Origin of the sequence: Rathayibacter sp. RFBD1, assembly GCF_002932915.1 — a bacterium.
Classification (GTDB): domain Bacteria; phylum Actinomycetota; class Actinomycetes; order Actinomycetales; family Microbacteriaceae; genus Rathayibacter.
This window is the reverse complement of the sequence record NZ_PSWQ01000003.1, coordinates 102469-126371: the sequence shown is the minus strand read 5'-3', so window position 1 is coordinate 126371 and position 23903 is coordinate 102469. Positions and strand designations below refer to the sequence as shown.

Genomic DNA, 23903 nt, shown 5'->3' with positions numbered 1-23903 from the left:
GACATCGACGGTTATCGATACGAGCGGTCTGAGGCGGGGTCGTTTACCGGACGTTCACCCCTTGGATCGATGGCTGTCGATTCAGTATCGACAGAACATCGACGTACGTCAATATCCATCGAGGATGGTGAGCCATCCGGCGAGGGCGAGGAGGGTGATCGCGAGGACGGGGATGGTCAGGACGATGCCGGTGCGGAAGTACTGTCCCCAGCCGATGTGGATGCCCTTGCGGTCGAGGACGTGCAGCCAGAGCAGGGTGGCGAGGCTGCCGATGGGGGTGATCTTCGGGCCGAGGTCGGAGCCGATCACGTTCGCGAAGACCATGGTCTCGTGGGTGAGTCCGGTCGCTCCGGTGGCGGAGATCGCGAGAGCGGCGATGAGGACGGTGGGCATGTTGTTCATCAGCGACGCGAGGACCGCGATCACGGTTCCGACCCCGAGGGCGGTGATGAGCGTGCCTCGATCACCGAAGAACGAGAAGACGCCGGCGAGCTCGTCGGTCAGGCCCTGGTTGCGCAGCCCGTAGACCACGAGGTACATCCCGACACTGAAGAGCACGATCTGCCAGGGCGCCTCACGGATGACCTTGAGCACGGGGATGCGACGCCGTTCCGGCAGGTCATCAGCGCCGGAGGTCCCGTCGACTGTTCCGGCGTCGGCGCCAGTGGTCGTGACGAGCTGGCGCTCTTCGGCGCGGATGCGGGAGAAGAGGAAGGCCGGCTGGCGGGCGGCGACCGCGATCAGCACGATCGCTCCGATGCCCGCGACGACGGAGAGCGGGACGTGTAGCGGGTCGGCGGCGAAGTAGCCGACCAGCAGGAAGGCGAGCATGATCCAGCCGGTGCGGAACACGAGCGGGTCGCAGATCGCGGACGCCGGTCGGCGTAGGGCCTGGACGTCGTAGGTCTTGGGGATCGAGCGGCCGAAGTAGGCGAAGAGCACGCCGAGACTGGCGAGCACGGCGACGGCGCCGACGGGGACCATGACCAGCGCGTAGCGGGCGAAGTCGATGTCGAAGAAGTCCGCTGAGACGATGTTCACGAGGTTCGAGACGACCAGCGGCAGACTGCCCGCGTCGGCGATGAACCCGGTGGCGAGGATGAACCCAAGCGACGCTTTCGCGGAGAAGTTCAGGGCGCGCAGCATCTGGATGACGATCGGGGTGAGGATGAGCGCGGCGCCGTCGTTGGCGAAGATCGCGGCGATCACGGCGCCGAGCAGCACGATCAGCACGAAGAGAAGACGCCCGCGGCCGCGGCCCCAGCGGGCGACGTGCAGCGCGGCCCATTCGAAGAACCCGGATTCGTCCAGGATCAGCGAGATCAGCACGATCGCGACGAACGCGAGGGTCGCGTTCCAGACGATGTCGACGACCGTCGGTACGTCGGAGAGCTGGACGACCGTGGTGATCAGGGCGATGGCGGCGCCGCCGAGGGCGCTGTAGCCGATGCCCAAGCCCTTGGGCTGCCAGATGACCAGCGTCAACGTGACCAGGAAGATGGCGATGGCGAGCACGGTCATGCGGGAGGACTCCTCAGGGCTTGCATCGACTTGGATCGATGGAGACCGTACATTGACGCTGGTCGATGAACAAATCGGGCCGCGCCTCGCAAACAGTGCCCCAGCACATCGATGACGGTCGATCCGGGTGGCAGACTGAGGGCATGGCCACTCTCGAGATGCTTCCGCTCACTGACGTGACCGATCGCTGCGCTCCGCTGACCCGCGAGCCAATGAACGCCGAGAACGCCGAGAAGCTCGCCCGCTCGCTGAAGGCGATCGCGGACCCTGCGCGGCTGCGACTGGTCTCCATGGTGGCCGCCGGCGTGAACGCGGAGGCGTGCGTGTGCGACCTGACCGAGCCCCTCGGCCTCACGCAGCCGACGGTGTCCCATCACCTCAAGGTCCTCGTCGACGCGGGCATCCTGGAGCGCGAGAAGCGCAGCACCTGGGCCTACTACCGCCTCGTGCCGGGAGCGCTCGACTCTCTCGCGCAGCTGCTCGTGAGCGCGTAGGTCCCGCTCCCCCGGACTGACGTATCGGCAGTCTTCTATGTAAAGTCGTGCCGCGTTCATCCCGCGTTCATATAGAAGATCTTCTATGGTTTTTGCCGCTCGACCGGCATCACCTGACGTCTTCATCGAGGGCCCCTGCCCTCCCGGGAAGGAACTGACCATCGTGTCACAGCGCACACTTCGGCTCGCGGGAGTCACCTCCGCCGCCGCACTCTCCGTCCTCCTGCTCACCGCCTGCGGCGGCCAGTCCAGCGGCGGCGGGTCCGCCGAGGGCTCCGAAGGCGGAGGGGTCGCCGGCACCGTCGTCATCGACGGGTCCTCCACCGTCGCTCCGCTCAGCGAGGCCGCGGCGGACTTCTTCCGCGACGTCGAGCCCGAGGTCAACGTCACCGTCGCCACCTCCGGCACCGGCGGCGGCTTCTCGAAGTTCTGCGCGGACGAGACGGACATCTCCGACGCGTCCCGCGCGATCAAGGACGAGGAAGCCGCGGCCTGCGAGGCCGCCGGCATCGAGTTCACCGAGATCGTCATCGCGAACGACGGCCTCTCGGTCGTCGTGAACCCGGAGAACGACTGGGCCTCGTGCCTGACCGTCGAGCAGCTCGCCACGATCTGGGCCCCCGAGTCCGAGGGCACCGTCACCAGCTGGAAGGATGTCGACCCCTCCTTCCCCGACACCCCGCTGGGTCTGTTCGGTGCGGGCACCGACTCCGGAACCTTTGACTACTTCACCGACGCGATCAACGGCGAAGAGGGCGCGATCCGCACCGACTACAGCCCCTCCGAGGACGACAACATCACCATCCAGGGCGTCTCGGGTGACGAGGGCGCGATCGGCTTCCTCGGCCTCTCCTACGTCGAGGAGAACCCCGACGCGATCAAGGCCGTCGAGGTCGATGGTGGCGAGGGCTGCATCGCCCCGACCAAGGAGACCGTCCAGGACGGCACCTACCAGCCGCTGGGCCGTGAGCTGTTCATCTACGTGAACAACGCCTCCTACGCCGACAAGCCCGAGGTGAAGAGCTTCGTCGACTACTACGTCGAGAACGAGGCCGAGGTCGCCGAGGAGGCCCTGTACATCGGCCTCACCGAGGACCAGAAGGCCACCGCTCAAACCGAGCTCGCCACGCTCGTCGGCTGATCCAGCCGCTCGAGGCGACAAGAAAGAAGCGTTCCGGATGACGACGACAACCGTCACCGCACAGAGCGACCCGGCCACCGCGCCGGGTCGCTCCCCGCGGTCCCCGCTCGAAGGACGAGCACGCCCGGGTGAAGCCGTGATCCGGCTCGTTCTGCGACTGGCCGCGATCCTCACGGTGATTACCACGATCGGCATCCTGATCGCCCTCGCGGTCCCCTCGATCGGGTTCTTCGCCCAGGTCCCGGTCACCGATTTCCTCTTCGGTGACCGCTGGGCTCCTCGATTCGCGGACGCGTCTTTCGGCGTCATCCCGCTGATCAGCGCCACCCTGTGGACCACCGCGATCGCCCTGCTGGTCGCCGTGCCGCTGGGCTTGGGCGCGGCGAGCTTCCTCTCGGAGTACGCGCACCCGCGGCTGCGGAAGGTGCTCAAGCCGATCCTCGAGATCCTCGCCGGAGTGCCGACCGTCGTGTACGGGCTCTTCGCGCTCCAGTTCGTTCAGACCGTGGTGCTGCGCGGATGGCTGCAGCTGGACACCGGCGCGTTCAGTGTCCTCGCGGCGGGCCTGGTGATGGGGATCATGATCGTCCCCACCATCGCCTCCATCGCCGAGGACGCGATGTCCGCGGTCCCGATCAGTCTCCGGCAGGGCTCCGCAGCACTCGGCGCGAACCGGATGCAGACCACCCTCCGGGTGGTCTTCCCCGCAGCTCTCTCCGGCATCGTCGCCGCCGTCGTCCTCGGAATCTCCCGGGCGGTCGGCGAGACGATGATCGTCGCGATCGCGGCCGGCAACCAGGCCCGCATCGTCGGCGGCCCGCTCGAGCAGGGTCAGACCATGACCGGGTTCATCGCCAACGCCGCTCTGGGCGACTCCCGCGTGGGATCGATCGAGTACGACACCCTCTTCGCCGTAGGGCTGCTGCTGTTCCTCATCACCCTGATCATCAACATGATCAGCATCCAATTCGTGCGCAAGTTCAGGCAGGCCTACTGATGAGATCCCTCGCTGACAGCGTCGCGGGCGCCCCGGCCCCCGCGACCATCCCCCTCAAGCTCGGCCCCGCCGAGCGAGGCGAGCGCAGCCCCACCGCGCTGATCTTCCTCTTCGCCCTCTGGCTGAGCCTGGCGATCGCGGTCGTGTTCCTCGTCGTCCTGATCGTCAACACGCTCCTGCAGGGCAGCTCGATGTTCGGACCGAACCTGTTCACCGAGTACTCCTCCTCCTCCCCCGACCGGGCAGGAGCGCGACCGGCGATCCTCGGCTCGCTGTGGGTCATCGGCACCACCGCCGTCCTCACCCTGCCCCTCGGCATCGCCGCGGCCGTGCACCTGGAGGAGTTCGCGGACAAGAAGCGCTGGATCAACCGCGTCATCGAGCTCAACGTGCAGAACCTCGCCGCCGTCCCCTCGATCGTCTACGGTCTGCTCGCGCTGGGCTTTCTCACCGTGGTCGGCGTCGAGAACAAGAACATCGTCATCGGCGGCGCGCTCGCACTCAGCCTCCTGATCCTCCCCGTCATCATCATCGCCACCCGCGAAGCGATCAGATCCGTCCCGAGCGAGATCCGGGCCGGCTCCCTCGCGCTCGGCGCGACCCAGTGGCAGACCGTCTGGCGGCAGGTGCTCCCCTCCGCCGTTCCCGGCATCGCCACCGGCGCGATCCTCGCGCTCTCCCGCGCACTCGGGGAGGCAGCGCCCCTGCTGCTGCTGGGCGCTCTCGTGTTCGTCTCCTTCGACCCCAACGGTCTGCTCTCCGGGTTCACGACCATGCCGATCCAGATCTTCAACTGGACCGGCCGCCCGCAGGAGGACTTCCGCGACCTCGCCGCCGCCGCGAGCATCGTGCTCCTCGCGATGCTCGTCCTCATGAACGGCCTCGCCATCTACATCCGCAACCACTATCAGAAGCGTTGGTAAACCGATGAGCCAGAACACCCCCGACCACATCGCTCACCCCGATGCGCCGAGCGTCCACCTCGAGCCCCTCGCGCACAAGACGGTCCTCGCCCCGCAGCCGCGCGGCGTCATCGCCTGCGAGGACGTCAGCGTCTACTACGGCAACTTCCGCGCCGTCACCGGCGTCGACCTCAAGTTCGGTCTGCACGAGATCACCGCGCTGATCGGCCCCTCCGGCTGCGGCAAGTCCACGCTGCTGCGCTCCCTCAACCGCATGAACGACCTCGTCGACGGCGCCCGCGTCGAAGGCAAAGTCATCTTCCATGGCGAAGACATCTACGGCCCCAAGGTCGACGCGATAGAGGTCCGCCGACGCATCGGCATGGTGTTCCAAAAGCCCAACCCGTTCCCGAAGTCGATCTACGACAACATCGCCTACGGCCCCCGCGTCATCGGCATGAAGCCGTCCTCGATGGACGACCTGGTCGAGGAGTCCCTGACCAAGGCGGCGCTGTGGGATGAGGTCAAGGACAAGCTGAAGCAGTCCGCGTTCGGCCTCTCGGGAGGTCAGCAGCAGCGCCTGTGCATCGCCCGGACCATCGCTGTGCGCCCCGACGTGATCCTGATGGACGAGCCCTGCTCGGCCCTGGACCCCATCGCGACGGTGCGCATCGAGGACCTGATGCAGGACCTGCGCCGGGAGTACACGATCGTCATCGTCACCCACAACATGCAGCAGGCCGCCCGCGTCGCCGACCGCACCGCGTTCTTCACTGCTCAGGTGGATGAGGGGAACGGCGCCCGCACCGGCGTGCTCGTCGAGTACGCGAAGACGAAGGACATCTTCGAGAACCCGACCGACCAGCGGACCGAGGACTACATCTCCGGACGCTTCGGATGAGCTCCTCCGCGATCCCGGCATCGCGGAGCTCGCTCCCGGCAGTGGGATACGGCGATGTCGCCAGTCTCCGCCTCACCGCCCCGTCCACCCAGTGGCCCCGTCCCGTGCTCACCGTCGATGACTTCCACCACCGGGCACTGAACAGCCCGGACGACTTCATCGAGCACGGCATCGAGTTGCGACCCCACTCCGACGCCCTGTCCGCGCTGCTGGCGATCGGCGCTCACGACATCGCCGCCGTCGTTGCGCCGACCGCCCTCGCCGGCACGGACCTGACCCTGTTCGTGCGGGCTGTCGCGTCCTGGACGCGCGCGCCGGTCGTCGTCGCCATCGACGGGTCACCGGAGAGCGCAGCCGCCGCCTACGAGGCGATGAACGCCGGAGCGCGCGCGTTGATCGCGGCACCGTTCACGCCGGCCGCGCTGACGAACACCCTCAGCCTCCTCGGCTTCGAATCCGCCCCCTCCGCCGCTGTCCTCCAACAAGGACCGCTGCGGCTGGACACGCAGGCGCACCAGGTCAGCGTGGACGGCGTCGACGTCCGGTTGCCGTTGCAGCAGTTCCTGCTGCTGCGCTACCTGCTCACCCAGGCCCCGCGAGCCGTCACCTTCACCGAGCTGACCGACGCCGCATCCGGGTTCGACGGCACCAACGAAACCGCCGTCCGAACCCAGATCAGCCGGATGCGGCGACGCCTGGACGCCGCCGTGCCCGGCAGCGGCCGCCTCATCGACACCGTCGCCGGCGTCGGCTACCGCCTCACCGCGTAACCGCGTCCGCTCAACGCGTCGGCACGACCTGCAGCTCGGCGAGCAGCTGACGGACACGACCGGCGATGTCCTCCCGGATCTCCCGCACGTCCTCGAGAGAGCGACCCACCGGGTCCTCCACCTTCCAGTCCATGTAGCGACGTCCCGGATAGATCGGGCAGGCGTCTCCGCAGCCCATCGTGATCACGACGTTCGCGGCCTGCACGACGTCATCGGTGAGGGGCTTGGGGAATTCCTCCACGAGGCTGTATCCGGCCTCCTCGAGCGCTTCGCGCACCGTCGGATCAATCTGCTCCGCAGGGTCCGACCCCGCCGTTCGCACGTGCACGCTGTCCCCGGCGAGCTCCCGCAGCACCGCCGCAGCGATCTGGGAGCGGCCGGCGTTCTGCACGCACACGAACAGCACCTCCGCAGTGGTCGAGAGCACCACACCACGAGCCGACGCCAGCGCGCCGAGGCGCTCGCTCGCGAACCGGCTCGTCAACGCCGGAAGATGCTTCGCCACCCGGTGGCGGACCTTCAACTGCGCATAGCTGTCGAAGACGTACTTGCGGACCGTCTCCTCGGAAAAGTGCGAGCTGAACCGATACGCCAGGCGATCCGCGATGCGCTCGATCACCGGCGGCGGCCCCTCCACGACAGCCAGTTCAGGAGACGCCGGCACCGACCTCGGATCGCGATCCGGAGAGGCGACCATCAGGATGCGCCCGAAGCGCGTCCACGCCTCCGCAGAGGGCGAGAACGTCCCCGGCACAGCGCCCGGCGTGACCAGACCCACCTCTTCCAGAGCCCGCAGCCCGGACACCACCGCGTCAGCGGACACCTCGAGCACTGCGCTCAGCGCCGGCACGTCCTGCGTACCATCAGGGCTGGACGTCAAGGCGCTCAAGAGCCGCACGGCGTCCGCGTCAGCGAGGACACCGATCTGCCTCACTCGCTGCGCAGCCTGCTCAGCATCCAGCGGCCTGGCTCTCAGGGGGACGTCACTCATGGCTCACCTCAGCAGATCAGCGATCGCATCGACGCGGTCGGCAGCGATCGAGTACCAGACGTTGCGTCCGCGCTGCTCGCGATCCAGCAGCCCGTCCTCGGTCATGATCTTCAAGTGGTGACTGATGGTCGGCTGCGACAGACCCAGCGGCTCGGTCAGCTCTGACACGGTGCTTCGACCTTCCGGTGAAGCGAAGATAATGCTCAACAGCTGCAACCGAGTGGGATGCGCGATCGCCCGCAAGGTTCGAGCAAGCTGCTCCGCCGCGGAGCGCTCCAACGCGCCGCCCGAAGGAACCGGGACCTCCACTCGCTCGTTCTCGTGAGCGGGGAGGGCCATGCCCGAAATCCTACGGGTGCGAGCTGTTCGAGCCCATGAGGGCCCCGGTGAGCATCAGGTTTTTTCACTGGTGCACTACTCAAATCCCATAGATGACGGTCGATACTTCGAGTATCTTCAGTGGCACGGCCGATGTCAACAGGCGGAGACGGCCAGCGTCACCCGGTGTTCACCCTCGATGGTGAGGATGGGGCGCTTTCATCCGTCGACCGTGAGGAATCAGCATGCATCTCGTCGCCATCGGCGGCAGCGACGCGGGGATCTCCGCCGCGCTGCGCGCCCGCGAGCTCGACCCGTCCGTCGACGTGACCGTCGTCGTCGCCGATTCGTACCCGAACTTCTCCATCTGCGGGATCCCGTACTACTTCTCCCGCGAGGTCCAGCCCTGGCAGTCGCTCGCGCACCGCACCCACGCCGACCTCGAAGCCACCGGCATGACCCTGCGTCTGGACACCTTCGCGACCGATATCGACGTCGCCGGGCAGCAGCTCACCGTCCGCACCCCGGACGGGACGCTCGACCGGATCGGGTACGACGAGCTGATCGTCGGGACCGGCGCCCTCGCGTCCTCCGCCGGGATCGCCGGCGTGGACGAGCTGGGGCCGGAGGACGGCGTGCACGTGCTGCACTCGATGGGCGACACCTTCGCCCTCGAGCGCTACCTAGACAGCCGCGACCCGCAGACGGCGATCATCGTCGGCGCCGGCTACGTCGGCCTCGAGATGGCCGAAGCCCTCACCGTCCGCGGCCTGCACGTCACTCAGCTGCAGCGCGGCCCGGAAGTGCTCTCCACCCTCGACCCCGAACTCGGCGCCCTCGTCCACACCGAGCTCGACCAGCACGGCGTCGAAGTCCTCACCCGCACCACCGTCGCCTCGATCGAGAAGACCACGACCGGCCTCGCCGTGCACGCCGACCACGACGGCACGCCCCTCACCCGCACCGCCGACGTCGTCCTCCTGGTCGTCGGAGTGAAGCCGAACACTGACCTGCTCGCCCGCGCCGGAGCGTCCCTCGGCGCCGGCCGCGCCGTCGTCGTGGACGAGGCAATGCGCACCGGCCTCCCGCACGTCTTCGCCGCGGGCGACGGGGTGACCACTCACCACCGTCTGCTCGGCAGCACCTACCTGCCGCTGGGCACCACCGCCCACAAGCAGGGACGGGTGGCCGGCGAGAACGCTCTCGGCGGCGATGCCCGGTTCGCCGGCTCCGTCGGCACGCAAGTCGTCAAGGTCTTCGATCTGGTCGCCTCCCGGACCGGCCTGCGCGAGCACGAGGCCCTCGCCGCCGGATTCGCTCCGGCGACGACGACCGCGGTCGCGGACGATCACAAGCGCTACTACCCCGGCGCGCAGCCGATCACCATCCGCATCACCGGTGACACCCGCGACGGACGCCTGCTCGGCGCGCAGCTCGTCGGACGCCTCGGCACGGAGACCGCCAAGCGCGTCGACACCTATGCGACCGCCCTGTTCGCCGGGCTCACCGTCGAGCAGGTCTCCGACCTCGACCTCTCTTACACGCCCCCGCTCGGCTCCCCTTGGGACGCCGTGCAGATCGCCACCCAGACCTGGACCCGCACGAACACTGGAGCTGTGACCCCCGCATGACCGAGAAGCCCACCGTCCTCTTCCTCTGCCAGCACAACGCCGGCCGCTCCCAGCTGGGCGCGGGCCTTCTCGAAGTCCTCGCCGGGGACCGCTACACCGCTACCTCCGCCGGGCTCTCGCCAGCCGACACGGTGAACCCCGCGATCGCTGCGACCGTCGCGGAGCTCGGCCTCGACATCAGCGACCGCGCCCCCCGAGCCGTCACGGTCGAGGACCTCGAGAACGCGGACATCGTCGTCGCCATGAAGCCCGGCCTCACCCTCCCCGCAACTCCGACCGGCCGGTTCCTGGAATGGAAGTTCCCCGACCCGACCGACTGGAGCGCCGAGAGCGTCCGCCCCCTCCGCGAGGCCGTCGCCGCTCGGATCCAGGCCGAACTCCTCGACTAGGCGCGACACGAAGCGGCATCAGACCGCCGCCACAGAACGCTGAAATTCACAGCCGCGGAATCCCGCGCCTCGCAGTGTCCCGACAACCCCGCCCGATGAAGAGTCCCGCCGAGGCACCCGACTCGGGACGGTCCTCGTGGCGCCGCGATGAGGGCGAGCTGCTCCGCGGCGCCGCTGCCTGTGTGCTCCGTCCGGCCGCAACGGCGACGTGTTCCGGCGTAACGACGCCCTCGGCGACCTGCGGGTCGGGCCGCGGCCGTCGCTCGCCGAGACCGAGACGGCGCTCGGCATCGGAAGCGATCGCGGCGCCGCTCCCTCCGCCCGGCCGTTCGAGCAGCGGGGAGCGCCTTCGGTCTCGTGGTGAACGTTCACGTACAGGATCCGCGCTGCACTTGTCCCGACCCCTCAAGCCCGCCTAGCGTGGTGCGTGAACGTTCACGTCGACGACGCCGCGAAAGGGTCCCCATGACCGACTCCACCCCGACCACTCCCGCACCCGGCTGGGCCGTGCTCGGCCCCGGCAGCATCGCGCGCCGGTTCCTCTCCCAGCTGCCGGCGAGCGACCGCGGCGCCCGGCTCGTCGCGGCGGGCAGCTCCGACCCGGGGCGCGCCGCGGCCTTCGCCGCCGAGGCCGTCGAGCACGGCTTCGCGGACGCGACCGCCGGCGACTACGCCGCGGTCCTCGCCGATCCGCGGGTCACCGCGGTCTACATCTCCACCGTGCACACGGGTCACGCCGCGCTCGTGCTGCAGGCGCTCGAGGCTGGCAAGGCCGTGCTCTGCGAGAAGCCACTCGCCGTCAACCACGGCACGGCGATGGCCCTGGTCGATGCCGCGCGCAGCGCCGGTCTGCCGCTGGTCGAGGCGTACATGTACCGCTTCCACCCGCAGACCGCCGCGCTGCTCGAGCTCGTCCGCGACGGCGCGATCGGCGAGGTCGTGCACATCGACGCCTCCTTCTCCTTCCGCACCCCGTCCCGCGAGGGCCGCCTGTACGACGTCGCAACGGCCGGAGGAGGCGTCCTCGACGTCGGCGGGTACACCGTCACCGCCGCGGCGGCCGTGGTGCAGGCCGCGACCGGTGCCGCCGTCGCCGAGCCCGTCGAGTTCGACGCGAGGGGCAGCCTCGGCCCGACCGGCGTCGACGAGTGGAGCGTCGCCCGCGCGACCTACCGCGGCGGCATCACCGCGACCCTCCGCACCGGCGTGGCACTCGACGACGTGAACGCCCTGACGATCCACGGCACGCGCGGCCGTCTGCACGTGGCCGACCCGTGGTTCGGTGCGTCCGACACGGGCATCGAGATCAGCGTTGTCGGGGAGGAGCCGCGCATCCTCACGTTCGAGGGGGAGAGCCCCTACGCGCTCGAGGCGGATGCGACGACCGACGCCCTGGCGGCCGGTTCGGTCGAGGCGCCGCAGATGACGCTCGAGGAGACGCTCGCGACGGCCCGCACGCTCGACCGCTGGCGCGCCGCGATCGGCCTGCGCTTCCCGTTCGAGGCCGAGACCGCGGACATCCCGACGGTGTCCGGGCGGCCGCTGCGCGCGGCGTCGGACAGCCCGATGCTCTTCGGGGAGATCCCCGGCGTCGGCAAGCGGATGTCGCGGCTCGTGATGGGCGTCGACAACCAGCCGGATCTGGCGCACGCCTCGGCGATCTTCGACGCGTTCGTCGAGCAGGGCGGCACCGCCTTCGACACCGGCTACATCTACGGCGACGGCGAGATGGAGGGCCGCCTCGGCCGGTGGATCCGCAACCGCGGCATCCGCGAGGACGTCGTCGTGATCACCAAGGGCGCGCACACCCCCTACTGCGACCCGGAGTCGCTCTCCCGGCAGCTGCTCGAGAGCCTCGAGCGGCAGGGCACCGACTACGCCGACATCTACCTGATGCACCGCGACAACCTCGAGGTGCCGGTGGGCGAGTTCGTCGACGTGATGGACGAGCACCAGCGCGCCGGGCGGATCCGCGCCTACGGCGTCTCGAACTGGACGCCGGCGCGCTTCGACGAGGCGCAGGAGTACGCCCGCACTCACGGGCGGGCCGGGTTCCAGGCGCTGAGCGACCACTTCGGCCTGGCCGAGGCGTACGACGTGCCGTGGGAGGGCTGCGTCCACGTCACCGACCGGGTGTCGAAGGAGTGGCTGGTCGAGCGGCAGATCCCGCTGCTGCCGTGGTCCTCGCAGGCCCGCGGCTTCTTCACCGGCCGCGCCCGCCCCGACGACACCAGCGACGCCGAGCTGGTGCGCTGCTACTACGGGCCGGACAACTTCGAGCGCCTGCGCCGGGCCGAGCAGCTGGCGGCCGAGCACGGCGTCGGAGCGACGGCGATCGCGCTGGCCTACGTGCTCGCGCAGCCGTTCCCCACCTTCCCGCTCTTCGGGCCGCGCACGATCACCGAGCTGCGCTCGTCCATGCGCGGCCTGTCGATCGAGCTGACCCCGGAGCAGACGGCATGGCTCGACCTCCGCGCCTGAGCGGTGCCGAGGCCGGCGGCCGCGCGACGATCCACGACGTCGCGGCCGCCGCCGGGGTCTCCCGCCAGACCGTCACCCGCGCGATGAACGGCATGCCGGGCATCAGCGAGGAGACGAAGCGGCGGGTCCTCGACGCCGCGGAGCAGCTGTCCTACCGCCCGTCGCGGTTCGGCCGCGGCCTGGTCACCGGCGGCGAGCACCAGCTCGGGCTCGTCGTCGACGACCTGCGGAATCCGTGGTCGCCGGAGCTCGCCTCGGCCGTCGTCCGGGTCGCGGCGGCGCGGGGCTGGAACGTGTCGCTCGCGGACGTGGGCCTCGCCGCCGACTCCGACCGGATGATCCAGGCGCTGGGCGCGCAGACCGACGCGGTGATCGGCACCTTCGGCGATCGTGCTGCGGAGTGGATCGAGCGGCTCGGCTCCGTGCCGGTCATCGAGCTCGACCCGACCGGCGACCCGCTGCGCGCCGCGGTGCTGCTCGACCACTCCGAGGCCGTCGAGGCGCTGGCCGAGCATCTGGCGGGAGCGCGCGTGCGGCATCCGGTGGTCGTCGACGTCTCGCGGGACGTGCGGCCGAGCCGGCGAGCGGAGCTTCTGATCCGGGCCTTCGCCGCGCGCGGACTCGAGGCCTCCGTCGTCCGCGCCGAGGGCCCCACCGCCCAGGCGGCCGCGGACGCGACCGAGCGGATCATCGCCCGCCCACGGGTCGCCGACGCGATCGTCGCGTTCAACGACCTCTGCGCGCTCGGCGTGCTCTCCGCCTGCCGTCGGGCGGGCGTCGACGTGCCCGGCGACGTCCGGGTGGTCGGGATCGACGGCCTCTCGATCGGGCGGCTGCTCGCCCCGACGCTGACCACCCTCGCCGTCGACCTCGACGAGCTCGCGCGGCACGCCCTCGACCTCGCGGTCGCCATGATCGCCGGCGAGCTCCCCCCGGGAGGTCCGGACGTCCACCGCACTGTCCGCCACCAGCTGGTGCTCCGCGAGTCCGCCTGATCGCCGGCCGATCTCGCGGACGGACTCGCCCGCGTGCGCGGCGCGGATCTCAGTCTTCGATCGCGGCGCCCGTTCGGGGCGCGGCAGGTGGCTTTAGACCGGGCGGCTGTGCGTCGGGAGTAGAGCATCCGACGCCGAGGTGTCACTGCCGGGAGGACGACCCGCCAGCGTCACCTCAGCACCACCGATCGCCCTCGCAGTAGTGGTCGTTCTAGATCGCGGCTTCGTCTCGGACTTCATGAGCGGATTGCAGACGCCTCACCGATACGTCCAGCGGCGATTCCCTAAGTGGCACCCCGGTAGCCTCACCGATGGCATTGCATTCCTCGGGCGCACGTGTTCGTCTTGACCGACATCGACGATCGGGGATCATGATGTCCGAAGCACTGCTCATCATGGCCCTCGGCCTCGTCACCACGGTCGGCTTCACGGCCCGGCTCATCAGACGCCGACGCTTCCGAGAAGCCGTAGCACCCGCTGGCGCCGCAGCGAGCGTCCTTCGTGACGTGTACGCAGGCCGCGGTACTCAAAAGCGCTCAACAGGCGAGTTCGACACTGACCCGAGTACATCGATCACTCTTGACGGCCCCGACCCCCTCCACGTCCACGGCGTCGACTCCGATTCGCTTGTCGCATACATGTAGCAAGGCGGGTCAGGACGACGCGAGGCTTTCCTGCCGAAACGGCACGATGACACCGCCCGCTTCAGGCGTAGCTCAAGCGGGCGGTGTCATCGGGGCGGTCATGTATTCTCGAGCTTGTCCAGTCTGGCAGCGATCTTATTGCGGTCTCGGTGAAGCTTCCACCAGCTGACCGTGTTTCGAAGCTGTATCTTCCCCAGCTCCACCATGTCGGGAAGCCCCTCTTCCTCGAGCCTTTTAGCGACCAATTTCTTATCCTTCTCGCTCGACTCGATGATCGCGTAGGCTCTCGTGACTTCATCGGACGAGAATGCGTGAGCAGCAATAGCGGCATTCGCAGAAGCCAGCTTTCTTCGAAGCTCTTCCAGGGATTTGCGTTTGGCCATCAAGTAGTACGCCTACTTTCCCGTCAGGCAGGCGAGCGCCGCCCTGCCCAGGGCTCCACCAATCGATGCTGGCGAACCCGTGGAAGCGATGGTGGCGATCTGCGGCCCGGTGAGGGCGAGGCCCGAGAGGCACCTGATCACTGCAGGAGCGAGCCAGACCGGATCAGCGACTACTGGATACGCGATGTTCTCCGTCGCGGTGTGATCGACGTGTTGCGTCAGCGTTGCTCCCTCCACGGAGTAACGAGTCGGAACGGCGGCGCCATTGGCATCGATTGCCCATGCGTCGCCCACCACAACGGCAGTGCTACCGTCAGCGTTGACGAGCGCAGCTCCATTGTCGACGAGAGCGAGCGTCTGGCCCTCGCTGAGCGTCACCTCGTAGGGGTAGTCGGCCGGTGCTTCTGCGTCCGCGATCGTTGTGAGCATCTGGACACCCGAGTCGCTGACGATCACTGAGTTCGCGCTCGACTGCCCCGGGTAGATAACAGTGCCGTCGCCCAGCACGGCAGGTGCTCCTGCGGTGGACGCGTGGGGTAGTTGAATCATCAAAGGCTGCCCCTTGTCGCTCGCCAACGTGACGCCATCCAAGAGGTCGGACGGCACCGTCACACTGTCACCGCCGACAAGTCGAGTCCTTCCCGTGCCATCGGCGATGGAATCTCGAAGCAGTGCTGCGTTCGCATTCTCCACGATCGCGAGCGACCGGGCGACCACGCCGGTCGACGCATCGAGACGCCCCTCGAAATCCGCTGCCAATTTGTCGACACTGGCGGGAGCGGTGCCGATCAATGCGTCGTCGGCATTCGTCGCAATCACCTGATCTTCCACCGTCGCCCCGGTGGACAGTGGTGCGGCGACTCCGGCGCCGAGCGCCACTGCACCTGCACAGGCGAGAGCGCTGAGTTTCTTGGAGACATGTCGGAGTGTGATCAATCGCATCTCGAACGGCCTTTCAATTATCTATTCTTTCATCGACGCGGAATGCTGACCGCGTCTGAAGAACATTTCCATCGAGGGGGAAAAGTGTCAAGAGCCCGAGCTTGAATGGCGGGAAAGGTGGCGCGTTTGGCATTCCCAGAGCCAGGCTCATCTGTTACTTATTCCACTCAGATGGCGTTTCGTGATGAGCCTCGCCCTAACGCGCGCCCTCGAAGGCGATCAAGAAGTGGGAACGATCGATCGCGGACGCTCATCGACGTGCTCGCGATGAATGTGCGGTTCGAAGGCAACCTCTTCAGGGTCGGGCGACGACTGCCGAGGTGTCGGCTCGCGCCGGTGTCGGCATCGGCACTCTCCGCCGGTATCTCCTGTACTTCGCAGACCTGATCGAAGCTGCCCGCGCGCAGGAGGGCCGCGCACGCGGCGGCGAACTCCGGGGACTGCCGAGATGTCGGCCATTAACTCTCCAGGAGCTCGGAGAAGAACTGCGGGCGGAGTCGCTTCTCGAGAGCGACTGGCGGCTTTCCGCCTCGTCGCAGGATTCAGCACGCGGTGTGAGGCGGCGTGTCCGCTGGCAGGAGGCCCCGCTCCGCCTATCGGACGCTCGCAGCGAGGCGACCGCTAGCGCTCGCCGCCCGACCGCTCCCCGAACTCCACGAGCTTCGCGAACAGGTCCTCGATCAGCCAGCGGGTGTCGAACGCCTCGCAGACCCGGATCGTGTACGGCCCGGAGTCGGGCAGGAGCTCGCCGTCCGCGGAGAACCGCGGCGCGCGGCGCTCCCGCCAGCGTCCGCCGGCGGGGTTCATCACGGCGCCGATGGCCGGGCTGTCGCCCAGCGATCGGAAGTCGAGCGGACCGTACGGGATGGTGTCGTTGAACGCGATCAGCTGGTCCACCAGGTAGTCGCCGAGGGGGCTGGTTCCGCGCAGCCGCGTGCGGAGCTCGGCGTGCCCGACTCCGACTCCGGAGTACACGGGCATCGGGATCTGCCAGAGGGCGACGCCCGACTCGAGCACCAGGTTCGCCGCGCCGACGTCGTTGATCAGGTTGAACTCGGGGCTGTAGGCGGGGATCTCGTCGTAGGGCGGGCCGCCGACCCAGACGACCACGACGTCGCGGGAGGCGATCGACGGCTCGAGCAGCAGGGCGGCGGCGACGTCGGTCAGCGGCCCGAGCACGGCGATCCACAGTCGGCCGTCGTCGCGCAGCGCCTCGGCCACGATCAGGCGGGCGCCGTCCGACGCCTCGGCGGGCAGGGCCGACTCGGCGCCGTCGACGACGGTCACCGTCGCTCCCGCCAACTCCACGATGCGGTCGATCTCGGCGCGCGACTCCGTCGTGCTCCCCGGCCGGCCGAAGTGCGCCGCGACCAGGCCGCGGACGTCGAGGGTCTCGGTCAGCAGCGCCTGGACGATCGCGAACTGGTCGTCGGCCTCGTTCGCCGCGTCGGTGCTGACGATCAGGCGGTGCGGGGGAGGCGGGATCATGCGGACTCGCGCTGCACGAGGGTCGTCGCGAGGATCGGCTGCCGGTCGACCGGGCGGCCCTGCACGACGGCGACGACGGTCTCGGCGGCGACGCGGCCCATGTCCTCCAGGGGCTGCCGGATGGTCGTGAGGGTCGGATCCGAGGTGGTCGCGATGACGACGTCGTCGAAGCCGATGACGGAGACGTCGGCGGGGACGCGGCGTCCGGATGCCTGCAGCACGCGGATCGCGCCGTTGGCCATCAGGTCGGAGGAGGCGAAGACGCCGTCGAGGTCGGGGTGGCGCTGCAGGAGGCGGGCCATTGCGGCCGATCCGCTCTCGAGGGTGAAGGCGCCGTGCACGATCGGGCTGGAGTCGAGGCCGAGCTCGGTCAGCTCGTCGCGCCAGCCGCGGATGCGGTCGCGGGCGGGCTCCATGTCGTGCGGGCCGGCGATGATGCCCAGGCGACGACGGCCGGAGTCGGCGAGCGCGCGGGCGGCGAGGCGGCCGCCTCCGTAGTTGTCGGAGTCGATGACGATCGCGTCCTCGGGCAGGGCGACGCGAGGGCGGCCGACCCAGGCGATCGGCACGGGGGAGTCGGCCAGCGCCTGGGCGAGGTGGGTGATCTCGTGCTGGAGGATCACGATCGCGCCGTCGACGGCCCGCGAGCGGAGGAAGCGGGGGATGCGGTCGCTGTCGTCGTGGTCGGCGGGCAGCAGCACGGGCTGCACCTCGCCGGCGTAGAGGCCCTTCGCGGCGCCCTTCAGCACCGAGGTGAAGAACGTCCCGGTGAGGCTGTCGAGCTCGTTGAAGGCGACGATCAGGGCGATGGCCCCGGCCCGCCCGCCGCGGAGCATCCGGGCGGCGCTGTTCGCCTCGTAGCCGAGGGACTTCGCGGCGCGCTCGACCGCGGCGGTCATCCGGACGTCGACATTGGTGCCGCCTGCGAGCACCCGGGCGGCGGTGGCGCGCGAGACGCCCGCGGCCTGGGCGACGTCCACCAGCGTGGGTCGAGTCATGCTGCTTCCTTCTGCGAGGGGAGGTTCCGGCTTCCGCGCCTCCCCGCGGAGCACGGTGGGGAGAACGTCGGAGTGAAGACTCGCACGGGGCGGCGGGCGGCCGTCCGGAACTGCTCGATTTGCGAAACTTCCCTTTGATACTAGGCGGAGATCGTTATCTCGCGGAGACCGGTTCTCGCTTGCATCGTGCTCGCGGGCGGGTTAGGTTGGCCGCCAAGAGATCGTTCTCTGAGGCCCGCCCTCACCGAAACCCTGCGAATCCCCAACGAAGAGGAATTGTCGTGAAAAGAAGCCTGACGGCCGTAGCCGCCGCAGCAGCAGTAGTCGCGCTCACCCTGACCGGGTGCTCGTCCGGAGGGGGAGGAGGCGCCTCGGACGACCCGAACGCCGAAGCCACCTTCTGGTCCTTCACCGGCATCAACGCCAAGGACAGCGTCGACGAGTACCTCGCGAAGATGCCCGACGCGAAGATCAAGCTCTCCGAGGTCGGCAGCACGACCGAGACCGCCACCGCCCTCACCGCGGCCCTCGCCGGCGGCAAGGTGCCCGACCTGGTCATGATCCAGAACGACGACCTGCCCCAGTTCGTCGCCAACAGCTCGAACTTCCTCGACCTGCGCACCCTCGGCGGCGACGACGTCGCCTCCACCTACCTCCCGTGGGCCGCCTCCGCCGCGACCGCCGACGACGGCTCCGTCGTGGGCGTCCCGACCGACGTCGGCGGACTGGGCTTCGCCTACCGCGCCGACCTCTTCGAGCAGGCCGGCCTGCCGACCGAGCCCGACCAGGTCGCCGAGCTCTGGAAGGACTGGCCGTCCTTCATCGAGACCGGCAAGAAGTACACCGAGGCGACCGGCAAGCCGTTCGTCGACAACATCGAGACCAGCGTCTTCTTCTCGACCGTCAACCAGGTCTCGGAGAAGTACTACTCGCCCGACGGCGAGCTGGTCTACGACACCAACCCGCAGGTGAAGGACGCGTTCCAGGTCGCCGTGGACACCAAGGACGCCGGCATCAGCGCCGGCATCGCCGCCTGGTCCTCGGGCTGGGCCCCGGGCCGCGCGAACGGCGCCTTCGCCGTGACGATCGCCCCCTCGTGGATCCTCGCCGGCATCAAGACCGACGCCCCCGACACCGCCGGCAACTGGCGCGTCACCAGCGTCCCCGGCATCGGCGGCAACTGGGGCGGCAGCGTCATCGCCATCCCCGCCCGCGCCGAGCACCCCGAGGCCGCCTGGCAGTACATCAAGACGATGATGTCGGCCGAGGGCCAGACCGACCACTTCAAGGCCTCGGGCACGCTGCCCGCCGCCACCGAGGCGGTCGCCAGCGAAGAGGTCCAGTCGTACACCGACCCGTTCTTCGGCGACTCGAAGATCGGCGAGGTCATGGCGACCTCCGTCGAGCAGTTCCCGTCCTTCTACAACGGACCGGACACCACCCCGATCAACGGGGCGCTCCTCAACACCCTCGTCGAGCTGGAGGCCGGCAACGTGACCTCCGACAAGGCGTGGTCGACCGCACTCGACACGGCCAAGCAGGCCATCGGCGGCTGATCGCCCCACCCACCCGAGCGGCCCGGCGCGTCGCGCGCCGGGCCCCTCCCCCTTTCTCGACGGAGGTACTCCCGTGTCAACGGTGACAGCAGCACCACCCCGCAAGCAGCGCAAGCAGCCCAGCGCGCCGGTCCAGAAGGCCGCGCGGATCCGCAACTCCCTCTCGGAGCGGATCGCCCCCTACGCGTACGTCGCGCCCTTCTTCATCATCTTCATCGTCTTCGGGCTCTTCCCGCTCCTGTTCACGTTCTACGTCTCGCTCTTCGACTGGAACCCGATCGGCGAGCAGACCTTCGTCGGCATCGCGAACTTCCAGCAGCTCTTCGCCGACTCCCGGTTCTGGAACGCGCTGGTCAACACCTTCGGCATCTTCATCATCTCGACGGTGCCCCAGCTGCTGTTCGCCCTCTTCCTCGCGCACCTGCTGAACCACGCCCGCCTCCGCTGGGCGAACTTCTTCCGCATGGCGCTGCTGGTGCCGTACATCACCTCCGTCGCGGCGACCGCGATCGTGTTCGCGCAGATCTTCGACAAGAACTTCGGCCTGATCAACTGGTTCCTCGGCATCTTCGGACTGCCGTCGATCAACTTCCTCGCCACGAACTACGGCTCCTGGATCGTCATCTCGACGATGGTCTTCTGGCGCTGGTTCGGCTACAACACGCTCCTCTACCTGGCGGGCCTGCAGTCGCTGCCCCGCGAGATGTTCGAGGCGGCCTCCGTCGACGGCGCGTCCAGCTGGCAGCAGTTCCGCCACCTGACGATCCCGGCGCTGCGCCCGATCATCGTCTTCACCGTGATCATGTCGACCATCGGCGGTCTGCAGATCTTCACGGAGGCGCTCCTGGTGGCTCCCGAATCGGGCCTCACCTGCGGCGCCGGCCGGCAGTGTCAGACGCTGGCGCTCTTCCTCTACGAGCAGGGCTTCGGCCAGTTCAAGTTCGGCTACGGATCCGCCATCGGCGTCGTGCTGTTCGTGATCGTGGTCCTCGTCTCCCTCCTCAACTTCTACCTCTCCACCCGCACCCGGAAGGAGGCCGTCTGATGTCGGATGTGATCGACCAGGCCGTCCCGCAGACGCTGGCCCCCACGGTCCAGAAGGCACAGCTGCCGAAGCGGCGCGGGAAGGGCGGCGGAGTCGGCTGGCCGACCTACGTCTTCCTCGTGATCGCGGTGCTCGTCTCGATCTTCCCGCTCTACTACATGTTCGTCGTCGCGTCGGTCGGAGCGACCGCCGTCACGTCGATTCCGCCGCGCCTGTACCCGGGCACGAACTTCATGGCGATCGCCGAGAAGGTGTTCGACACGGTCCCGTTCATCGCCTCGATGCTGAACAGCCTCATCGTGTCGCTGAGCATCGCCGTCATCTCGGCGATCCTCTGCGCGATGGCCGGCTTCGCCTTCGCGAAGCTGCAGTTCCCCGGCCGCAACGTGCTGTTCCTGATCGTGCTGCTGACCATGACGGTGCCGGCGCAGCTGAGCATCATCCCGCAGTACCTGATCGTCTCGGCGCTCGACTGGGTCGACACCCTCCAGGCGATCATCGTGCCGGGCCTGGCCAGCGCCTTCGGCATCTTCTGGATGCGGCAGCACATGTCCACGACGGTCAGCGACGAGCTGATCCAGGCGGCCCGCATCGACGGCGCCAACTCGTGGCAGCTGTTCTGGCGCATCGCCTTCCCGGTGGTCCGCCCCGCGGCGTTCGTCCTCGGACTGATCACCTTCACCGCGGTCTGGAACGACTTCATGTGGCCGTTCATCGTCCTCAAGTCGCCGGAGCTGTTCACGGTGCAGATCGCGCTGAAGCAGCTGCAGGCCAACCGCTCGATCGACGTCGCCCTGGCGATGGGCGGATCGTTCATGGCCACCCTCCCGCTGCTGATCGCGTTCTTCTTCGTCGGCCGCCGGATGGTGTCCGGGATCATGGACGGGGCGTTCAAGGGCTGATGCACGACGCTTCCCCAGCACTGCCCGGGACGGACGCCGCGCGTCCTCCCGGGCGGGACTGGCGGGATCGCGCTCTGCCTCCGGCCGAGCGCGCCCGCCTCCTGACCCAGGAACTCACCCTCGAGGAGAAGGCGGCGCAGCTCGGCTCCGTCTGGCTCACCGACTCCGCCGACGACTTCGCTCCGAAGCTCGACGACGGGCCCGCCGCGGGCGACGACCTCTTCACCGGCGGCCTCGGCCAGCTGACCCGCGTGTTCGGCACCGAGCCGGTCACCGTCCCGGAGGGCGTGCGCCGGCTCCGCGAGCTGCAGGAGCGCGTGGTCGCCGGCAGCCGCCTCGGCATCCCGGCCATCGCGCACGAGGAGTGCCTCACCGGCCTGGCCGCGTACGGCGCGACCGCGTTTCCCACTCCGCTCGCCTGGGCGGCCACCTTCCACGAGGAGCTCGTGGGCGAGATGGCGGAGGCGATCGGCTCGGACATGCGCGCCCTCGGCATCCACCAGGGCCTCGCCCCGGTCGTCGACGTCGTGAAGGACTACCGCTGGGGCCGCGTCGAGGAGACCCTCGGCGAGGACCCGTACCTCGTCTCGCAGCTCGGCGCCGCCTATGTGGCGGGGCTGGAGGGGACAGGTGTCGTCGCGACGCTGAAGCACTTCGCCGGGTACGCCGCCTCCCGCGGCGCCCGCAACCACGGACCCGTGAGCATGGGGCCGCGCGAGCTCGCCGACACGGTGCTGCCTCCGTTCGAGGCCGCCCTGCGGCACGGCGGCGCCCGCAGCGTGATGACCTCGTACACCGACATCGACGGCGTGCCCAGCAGCGCCAGCCGGCACCTGCTGACGACGCTGCTCCGCGACCGCTGGGGCTTCGAGGGCACGGTCGTCGCCGACTACTGGGCGGTGCCGTTCCTCCAGGCCATGCACCACGTGGCGGTCGACGCGGCCGACGCGGGGCGCCTGGCGCTGCACGCCGGGGTCGACGTCGAGCTGCCGCAGACGGCGGCGTACGGCGAGCTGCCGCGCCTGATCCGCGAGGGCGTCGTCGACGAGGCCGACCTCGACCGCTCCGTGGCCAGGCACCTCCGCCACAAGTTCGAGGCGGGCCTGCTCGACGGCGGCCCGCTGGTGCCCGAGGGGGCCGAGGAGGTCGACCTCGACAGCGCCCGCAACCGCGCGATCTCGTCGCGGATCGCGGAGGAGTCGGTCGTGCTGCTGCGCGACGAGGACGTCGCGGGGCTGCTGTCCTCCGGCTCGCTCGCCGTCGTAGGACCGGCCGCCGACCAGTTCCGCAGCCTGGTCGGCTGCTACGCGTTCCCCAACCACGTGCTCTCCAAGCACCCCGGGCACGACCTCGGCCTGTCGATCCCGACGGTGCTGACGGCGCTGCAGGAGGAGTTCGGAGCGTCGCGCGTGCGCTTCGCGGAGGGCGGCTCGATCACCTCCGCGTCGACCGACGGCGTGCAGGAGGCGGTGGACCTCGTCCGCGGCTCCGACGCGGCGGTCGTCGTGGTCGGCGACATCGCGGGGCTCTTCGGCGACGGCACCTCGGGCGAGGGTTGCGACGCGGCCGACCTCCGCCTCCCCGGAGCGCAGGAGCCGCTGGTGACGGCCGTGCTCGAGACCGGCGTGCCCACCGTGGTGGTCGTCCTCTCGGGCCGGCCCTACGCGCTCGGGGCGTTCGGAGCGGCGCGCGGACTCGTGCAGGCTTTCTTCCCGGGAGCGGACGGGGCGGCCGCGGTCGCCGGCGTGCTCTCGGGCCGCGTGGCTCCGACCGGGCGGCTGCCCGTGCAGATCCCACGGCTCCCGTCCGCCTCGACCACGTACCTCCAGCCGTCCCTCGGGCTCTCGAACCCCGGGATCACGGCGCTGGACGCGACTCCGCTCTACCCGTTCGGCTACGGGCTGACCCGCGGCGCGGTGACGTATACGGAGCTGGCGACGGCGGCGGAGCTGCCGGTCGGCGGATCGCTCGACGTGGCGGTGTCGCTCCGGAACGACGGCGCCGACACGGTCGAGGTGGTGCAGCTCTACGCGGGCTACCCGACCTCGGCGGTGGTGCGGCCGGTCGCGCAGCTCATCGGCTTCGCGCGCGTGCCGATCGCGGCGGGCGAGACGCTGACGGTGCACTTCCACGTCGACGCGGCCCGGCTCGCGGTGACGGGGGAGGACGGCCGGCTCGCCGTGGACCCGGGGCCGCTGCGGCTGACGGCCGGCGCCTCGGCGGCGGACGCGGCGGTGACGGCGGAGGTGTCGATCACGGGGGAGCGGCGGCTGCTCGCCGAGCGGGCGCTGCGGACCCCCTGGTCGGTGGCGCGGGGCTGAGCGGTCGGCGCCTCAGGGGGGAGGCGCCGGCCGCTCGCGGGGGGCGGGCCGGCGGTGCCGGCTCGAGTCCGCGGAAGTCGCGGTACTCGCGCG

General features: G+C 69.4%; 21 protein-coding genes. 14 read left to right on the top strand and 7 right to left on the bottom strand.

Annotated features, from left to right (window positions below; translation table 11 throughout):
• Positions 1-108: 108 nt before the first annotated feature.
• Complete coding sequence (locus C5D50_RS01825) at positions 109-1521, bottom strand: arsenic transporter (protein WP_104282732.1); 1413 nt, start codon at positions 1519-1521, stop codon at positions 109-111.
• 143 nt (positions 1522-1664) lie between these two features.
• Here C5D50_RS01825 and C5D50_RS01820 point away from each other — a divergent pair, with 143 nt between their 5' ends.
• The 6 genes from C5D50_RS01820 to C5D50_RS01795 all read left to right on the top strand — a co-directional run bounded on the left by C5D50_RS01820 (position 1665) and on the right by C5D50_RS01795 (position 6726).
• Positions 1665-2015, top strand: a complete 351-nt coding sequence (locus C5D50_RS01820) for a metalloregulator ArsR/SmtB family transcription factor (protein WP_104282733.1) — start codon at positions 1665-1667, stop codon at positions 2013-2015.
• Positions 2016-2178: 163 nt separating this feature from the next.
• A complete protein-coding gene (locus tag C5D50_RS01815) occupies positions 2179-3156 on the top strand; it encodes a PstS family phosphate ABC transporter substrate-binding protein (protein WP_258069528.1) in 978 nt (325 codons plus the stop codon).
• Positions 3157-3292: 136 nt separating this feature from the next.
• Positions 3293-4153, top strand: coding sequence for a phosphate ABC transporter permease subunit PstC (pstC, locus tag C5D50_RS01810; protein ID WP_258069527.1), 861 nt, complete (start codon positions 3293-3295; stop codon positions 4151-4153).
• Positions 4153-5076 carry a phosphate ABC transporter permease PstA gene (gene pstA, locus C5D50_RS01805; protein ID WP_104282736.1) on the top strand — a complete coding sequence of 308 codons (924 nt, stop codon included), beginning with the start codon at positions 4153-4155 and terminating at the stop codon, positions 5074-5076. Before pstC ends, pstA begins: the two co-directional genes overlap by 1 nt.
• Before the next feature lie 4 nt (positions 5077-5080).
• Positions 5081-5956 (top strand): phosphate ABC transporter ATP-binding protein PstB, encoded by an 876-nt coding sequence (pstB, locus tag C5D50_RS01800; RefSeq protein ID WP_104282737.1) that lies wholly within the window; start codon positions 5081-5083, stop codon positions 5954-5956.
• A gap of 104 nt (positions 5957-6060) precedes the next feature.
• Entirely contained in the window at positions 6061-6726 is a 666-nt protein-coding gene (locus tag C5D50_RS01795) for a winged helix-turn-helix domain-containing protein (RefSeq protein ID WP_181137266.1), read from the top strand.
• A 10-nt stretch (positions 6727-6736) separates the two neighbouring features.
• Here the strand turns inward: C5D50_RS01795 and C5D50_RS01790 are convergent, their stop codons facing one another.
• Together C5D50_RS01790 and C5D50_RS01785 are read right to left on the bottom strand one after the other, a co-directional pair.
• Complete coding sequence (locus C5D50_RS01790; protein ID WP_258069526.1) at positions 6737-7717, bottom strand: low molecular weight phosphatase family protein; 981 nt, start codon at positions 7715-7717, stop codon at positions 6737-6739.
• A gap of 3 nt (positions 7718-7720) precedes the next feature.
• Positions 7721-8056 (bottom strand): helix-turn-helix transcriptional regulator, encoded by a 336-nt coding sequence (locus C5D50_RS01785; protein WP_104282739.1) that lies wholly within the window; start codon positions 8054-8056, stop codon positions 7721-7723.
• Between the two features lie 224 nt (positions 8057-8280).
• Between C5D50_RS01785 and C5D50_RS01780 the strand changes: the two genes are divergently transcribed.
• The 4 genes from C5D50_RS01780 (at position 8281) to C5D50_RS01765 (ending at position 13531) form a co-directional block, all read left to right on the top strand.
• Complete coding sequence (locus C5D50_RS01780) at positions 8281-9666, top strand: FAD-dependent oxidoreductase (protein WP_104282740.1); 1386 nt, start codon at positions 8281-8283, stop codon at positions 9664-9666.
• On the top strand, positions 9663-10055 hold the full coding sequence (locus C5D50_RS01775; RefSeq protein ID WP_104282741.1) for a low molecular weight phosphatase family protein: 393 nt from the start codon (positions 9663-9665) through the stop codon (positions 10053-10055). Before C5D50_RS01780 ends, C5D50_RS01775 begins: the two co-directional genes overlap by 4 nt.
• Positions 10056-10520: 465 nt before the next feature.
• The gene (locus C5D50_RS01770; RefSeq protein ID WP_104282742.1) at positions 10521-12536 is read left to right on the top strand and encodes an aldo/keto reductase; all 2016 of its coding nucleotides are present in this window, start codon (positions 10521-10523) and stop codon (positions 12534-12536) included.
• Positions 12515-13531 (top strand): LacI family DNA-binding transcriptional regulator, encoded by a 1017-nt coding sequence (locus C5D50_RS01765; RefSeq protein WP_104282743.1) that lies wholly within the window; start codon positions 12515-12517, stop codon positions 13529-13531. Before C5D50_RS01770 ends, C5D50_RS01765 begins: the two co-directional genes overlap by 22 nt.
• Positions 13532-14273: 742 nt before the next feature.
• Here C5D50_RS01765 and C5D50_RS01755 read toward each other — a convergent pair.
• The 4 genes from C5D50_RS01755 to C5D50_RS01740 form a co-directional block, all read right to left on the bottom strand.
• Entirely contained in the window at positions 14274-14558 is a 285-nt protein-coding gene (locus C5D50_RS01755; protein ID WP_104282745.1) for a hypothetical protein, read from the bottom strand.
• A 12-nt stretch (positions 14559-14570) separates the two neighbouring features.
• On the bottom strand, positions 14571-15500 hold the full coding sequence (locus tag C5D50_RS01750; RefSeq protein ID WP_146086871.1) for a hypothetical protein: 930 nt from the start codon (positions 15498-15500) through the stop codon (positions 14571-14573).
• A 621-nt stretch (positions 15501-16121) separates the two neighbouring features.
• On the bottom strand, positions 16122-16988 hold the full coding sequence (locus C5D50_RS01745; protein ID WP_104282747.1) for a nucleoside hydrolase: 867 nt from the start codon (positions 16986-16988) through the stop codon (positions 16122-16124).
• A complete protein-coding gene (locus C5D50_RS01740) occupies positions 16985-17986 on the bottom strand; it encodes a LacI family DNA-binding transcriptional regulator (RefSeq protein WP_104224675.1) in 1002 nt (333 codons plus the stop codon). Before C5D50_RS01740 ends, C5D50_RS01745 begins: the two co-directional genes overlap by 4 nt.
• A 281-nt stretch (positions 17987-18267) precedes the next feature.
• Between C5D50_RS01740 and C5D50_RS01735 the strand changes: the two genes are divergently transcribed.
• The 4 genes from C5D50_RS01735 to C5D50_RS01720 all read left to right on the top strand — a co-directional run bounded on the left by C5D50_RS01735 (position 18268) and on the right by C5D50_RS01720 (position 23810).
• Positions 18268-19542, top strand: coding sequence for an extracellular solute-binding protein (locus C5D50_RS01735; protein ID WP_104226495.1), 1275 nt, complete (start codon positions 18268-18270; stop codon positions 19540-19542).
• An 82-nt stretch (positions 19543-19624) separates the two neighbouring features.
• The gene (locus C5D50_RS01730; RefSeq protein ID WP_104224677.1) at positions 19625-20587 is read left to right on the top strand and encodes a carbohydrate ABC transporter permease; all 963 of its coding nucleotides are present in this window, start codon (positions 19625-19627) and stop codon (positions 20585-20587) included.
• On the top strand, positions 20587-21489 hold the full coding sequence (locus C5D50_RS01725; RefSeq protein ID WP_104224678.1) for a carbohydrate ABC transporter permease: 903 nt from the start codon (positions 20587-20589) through the stop codon (positions 21487-21489). Before C5D50_RS01730 ends, C5D50_RS01725 begins: the two co-directional genes overlap by 1 nt.
• A complete protein-coding gene (locus C5D50_RS01720; protein WP_104282575.1) occupies positions 21489-23810 on the top strand; it encodes a glycoside hydrolase family 3 N-terminal domain-containing protein in 2322 nt (773 codons plus the stop codon). Before C5D50_RS01725 ends, C5D50_RS01720 begins: the two co-directional genes overlap by 1 nt.
• Positions 23811-23903: the final 93 nt, after the last annotated feature.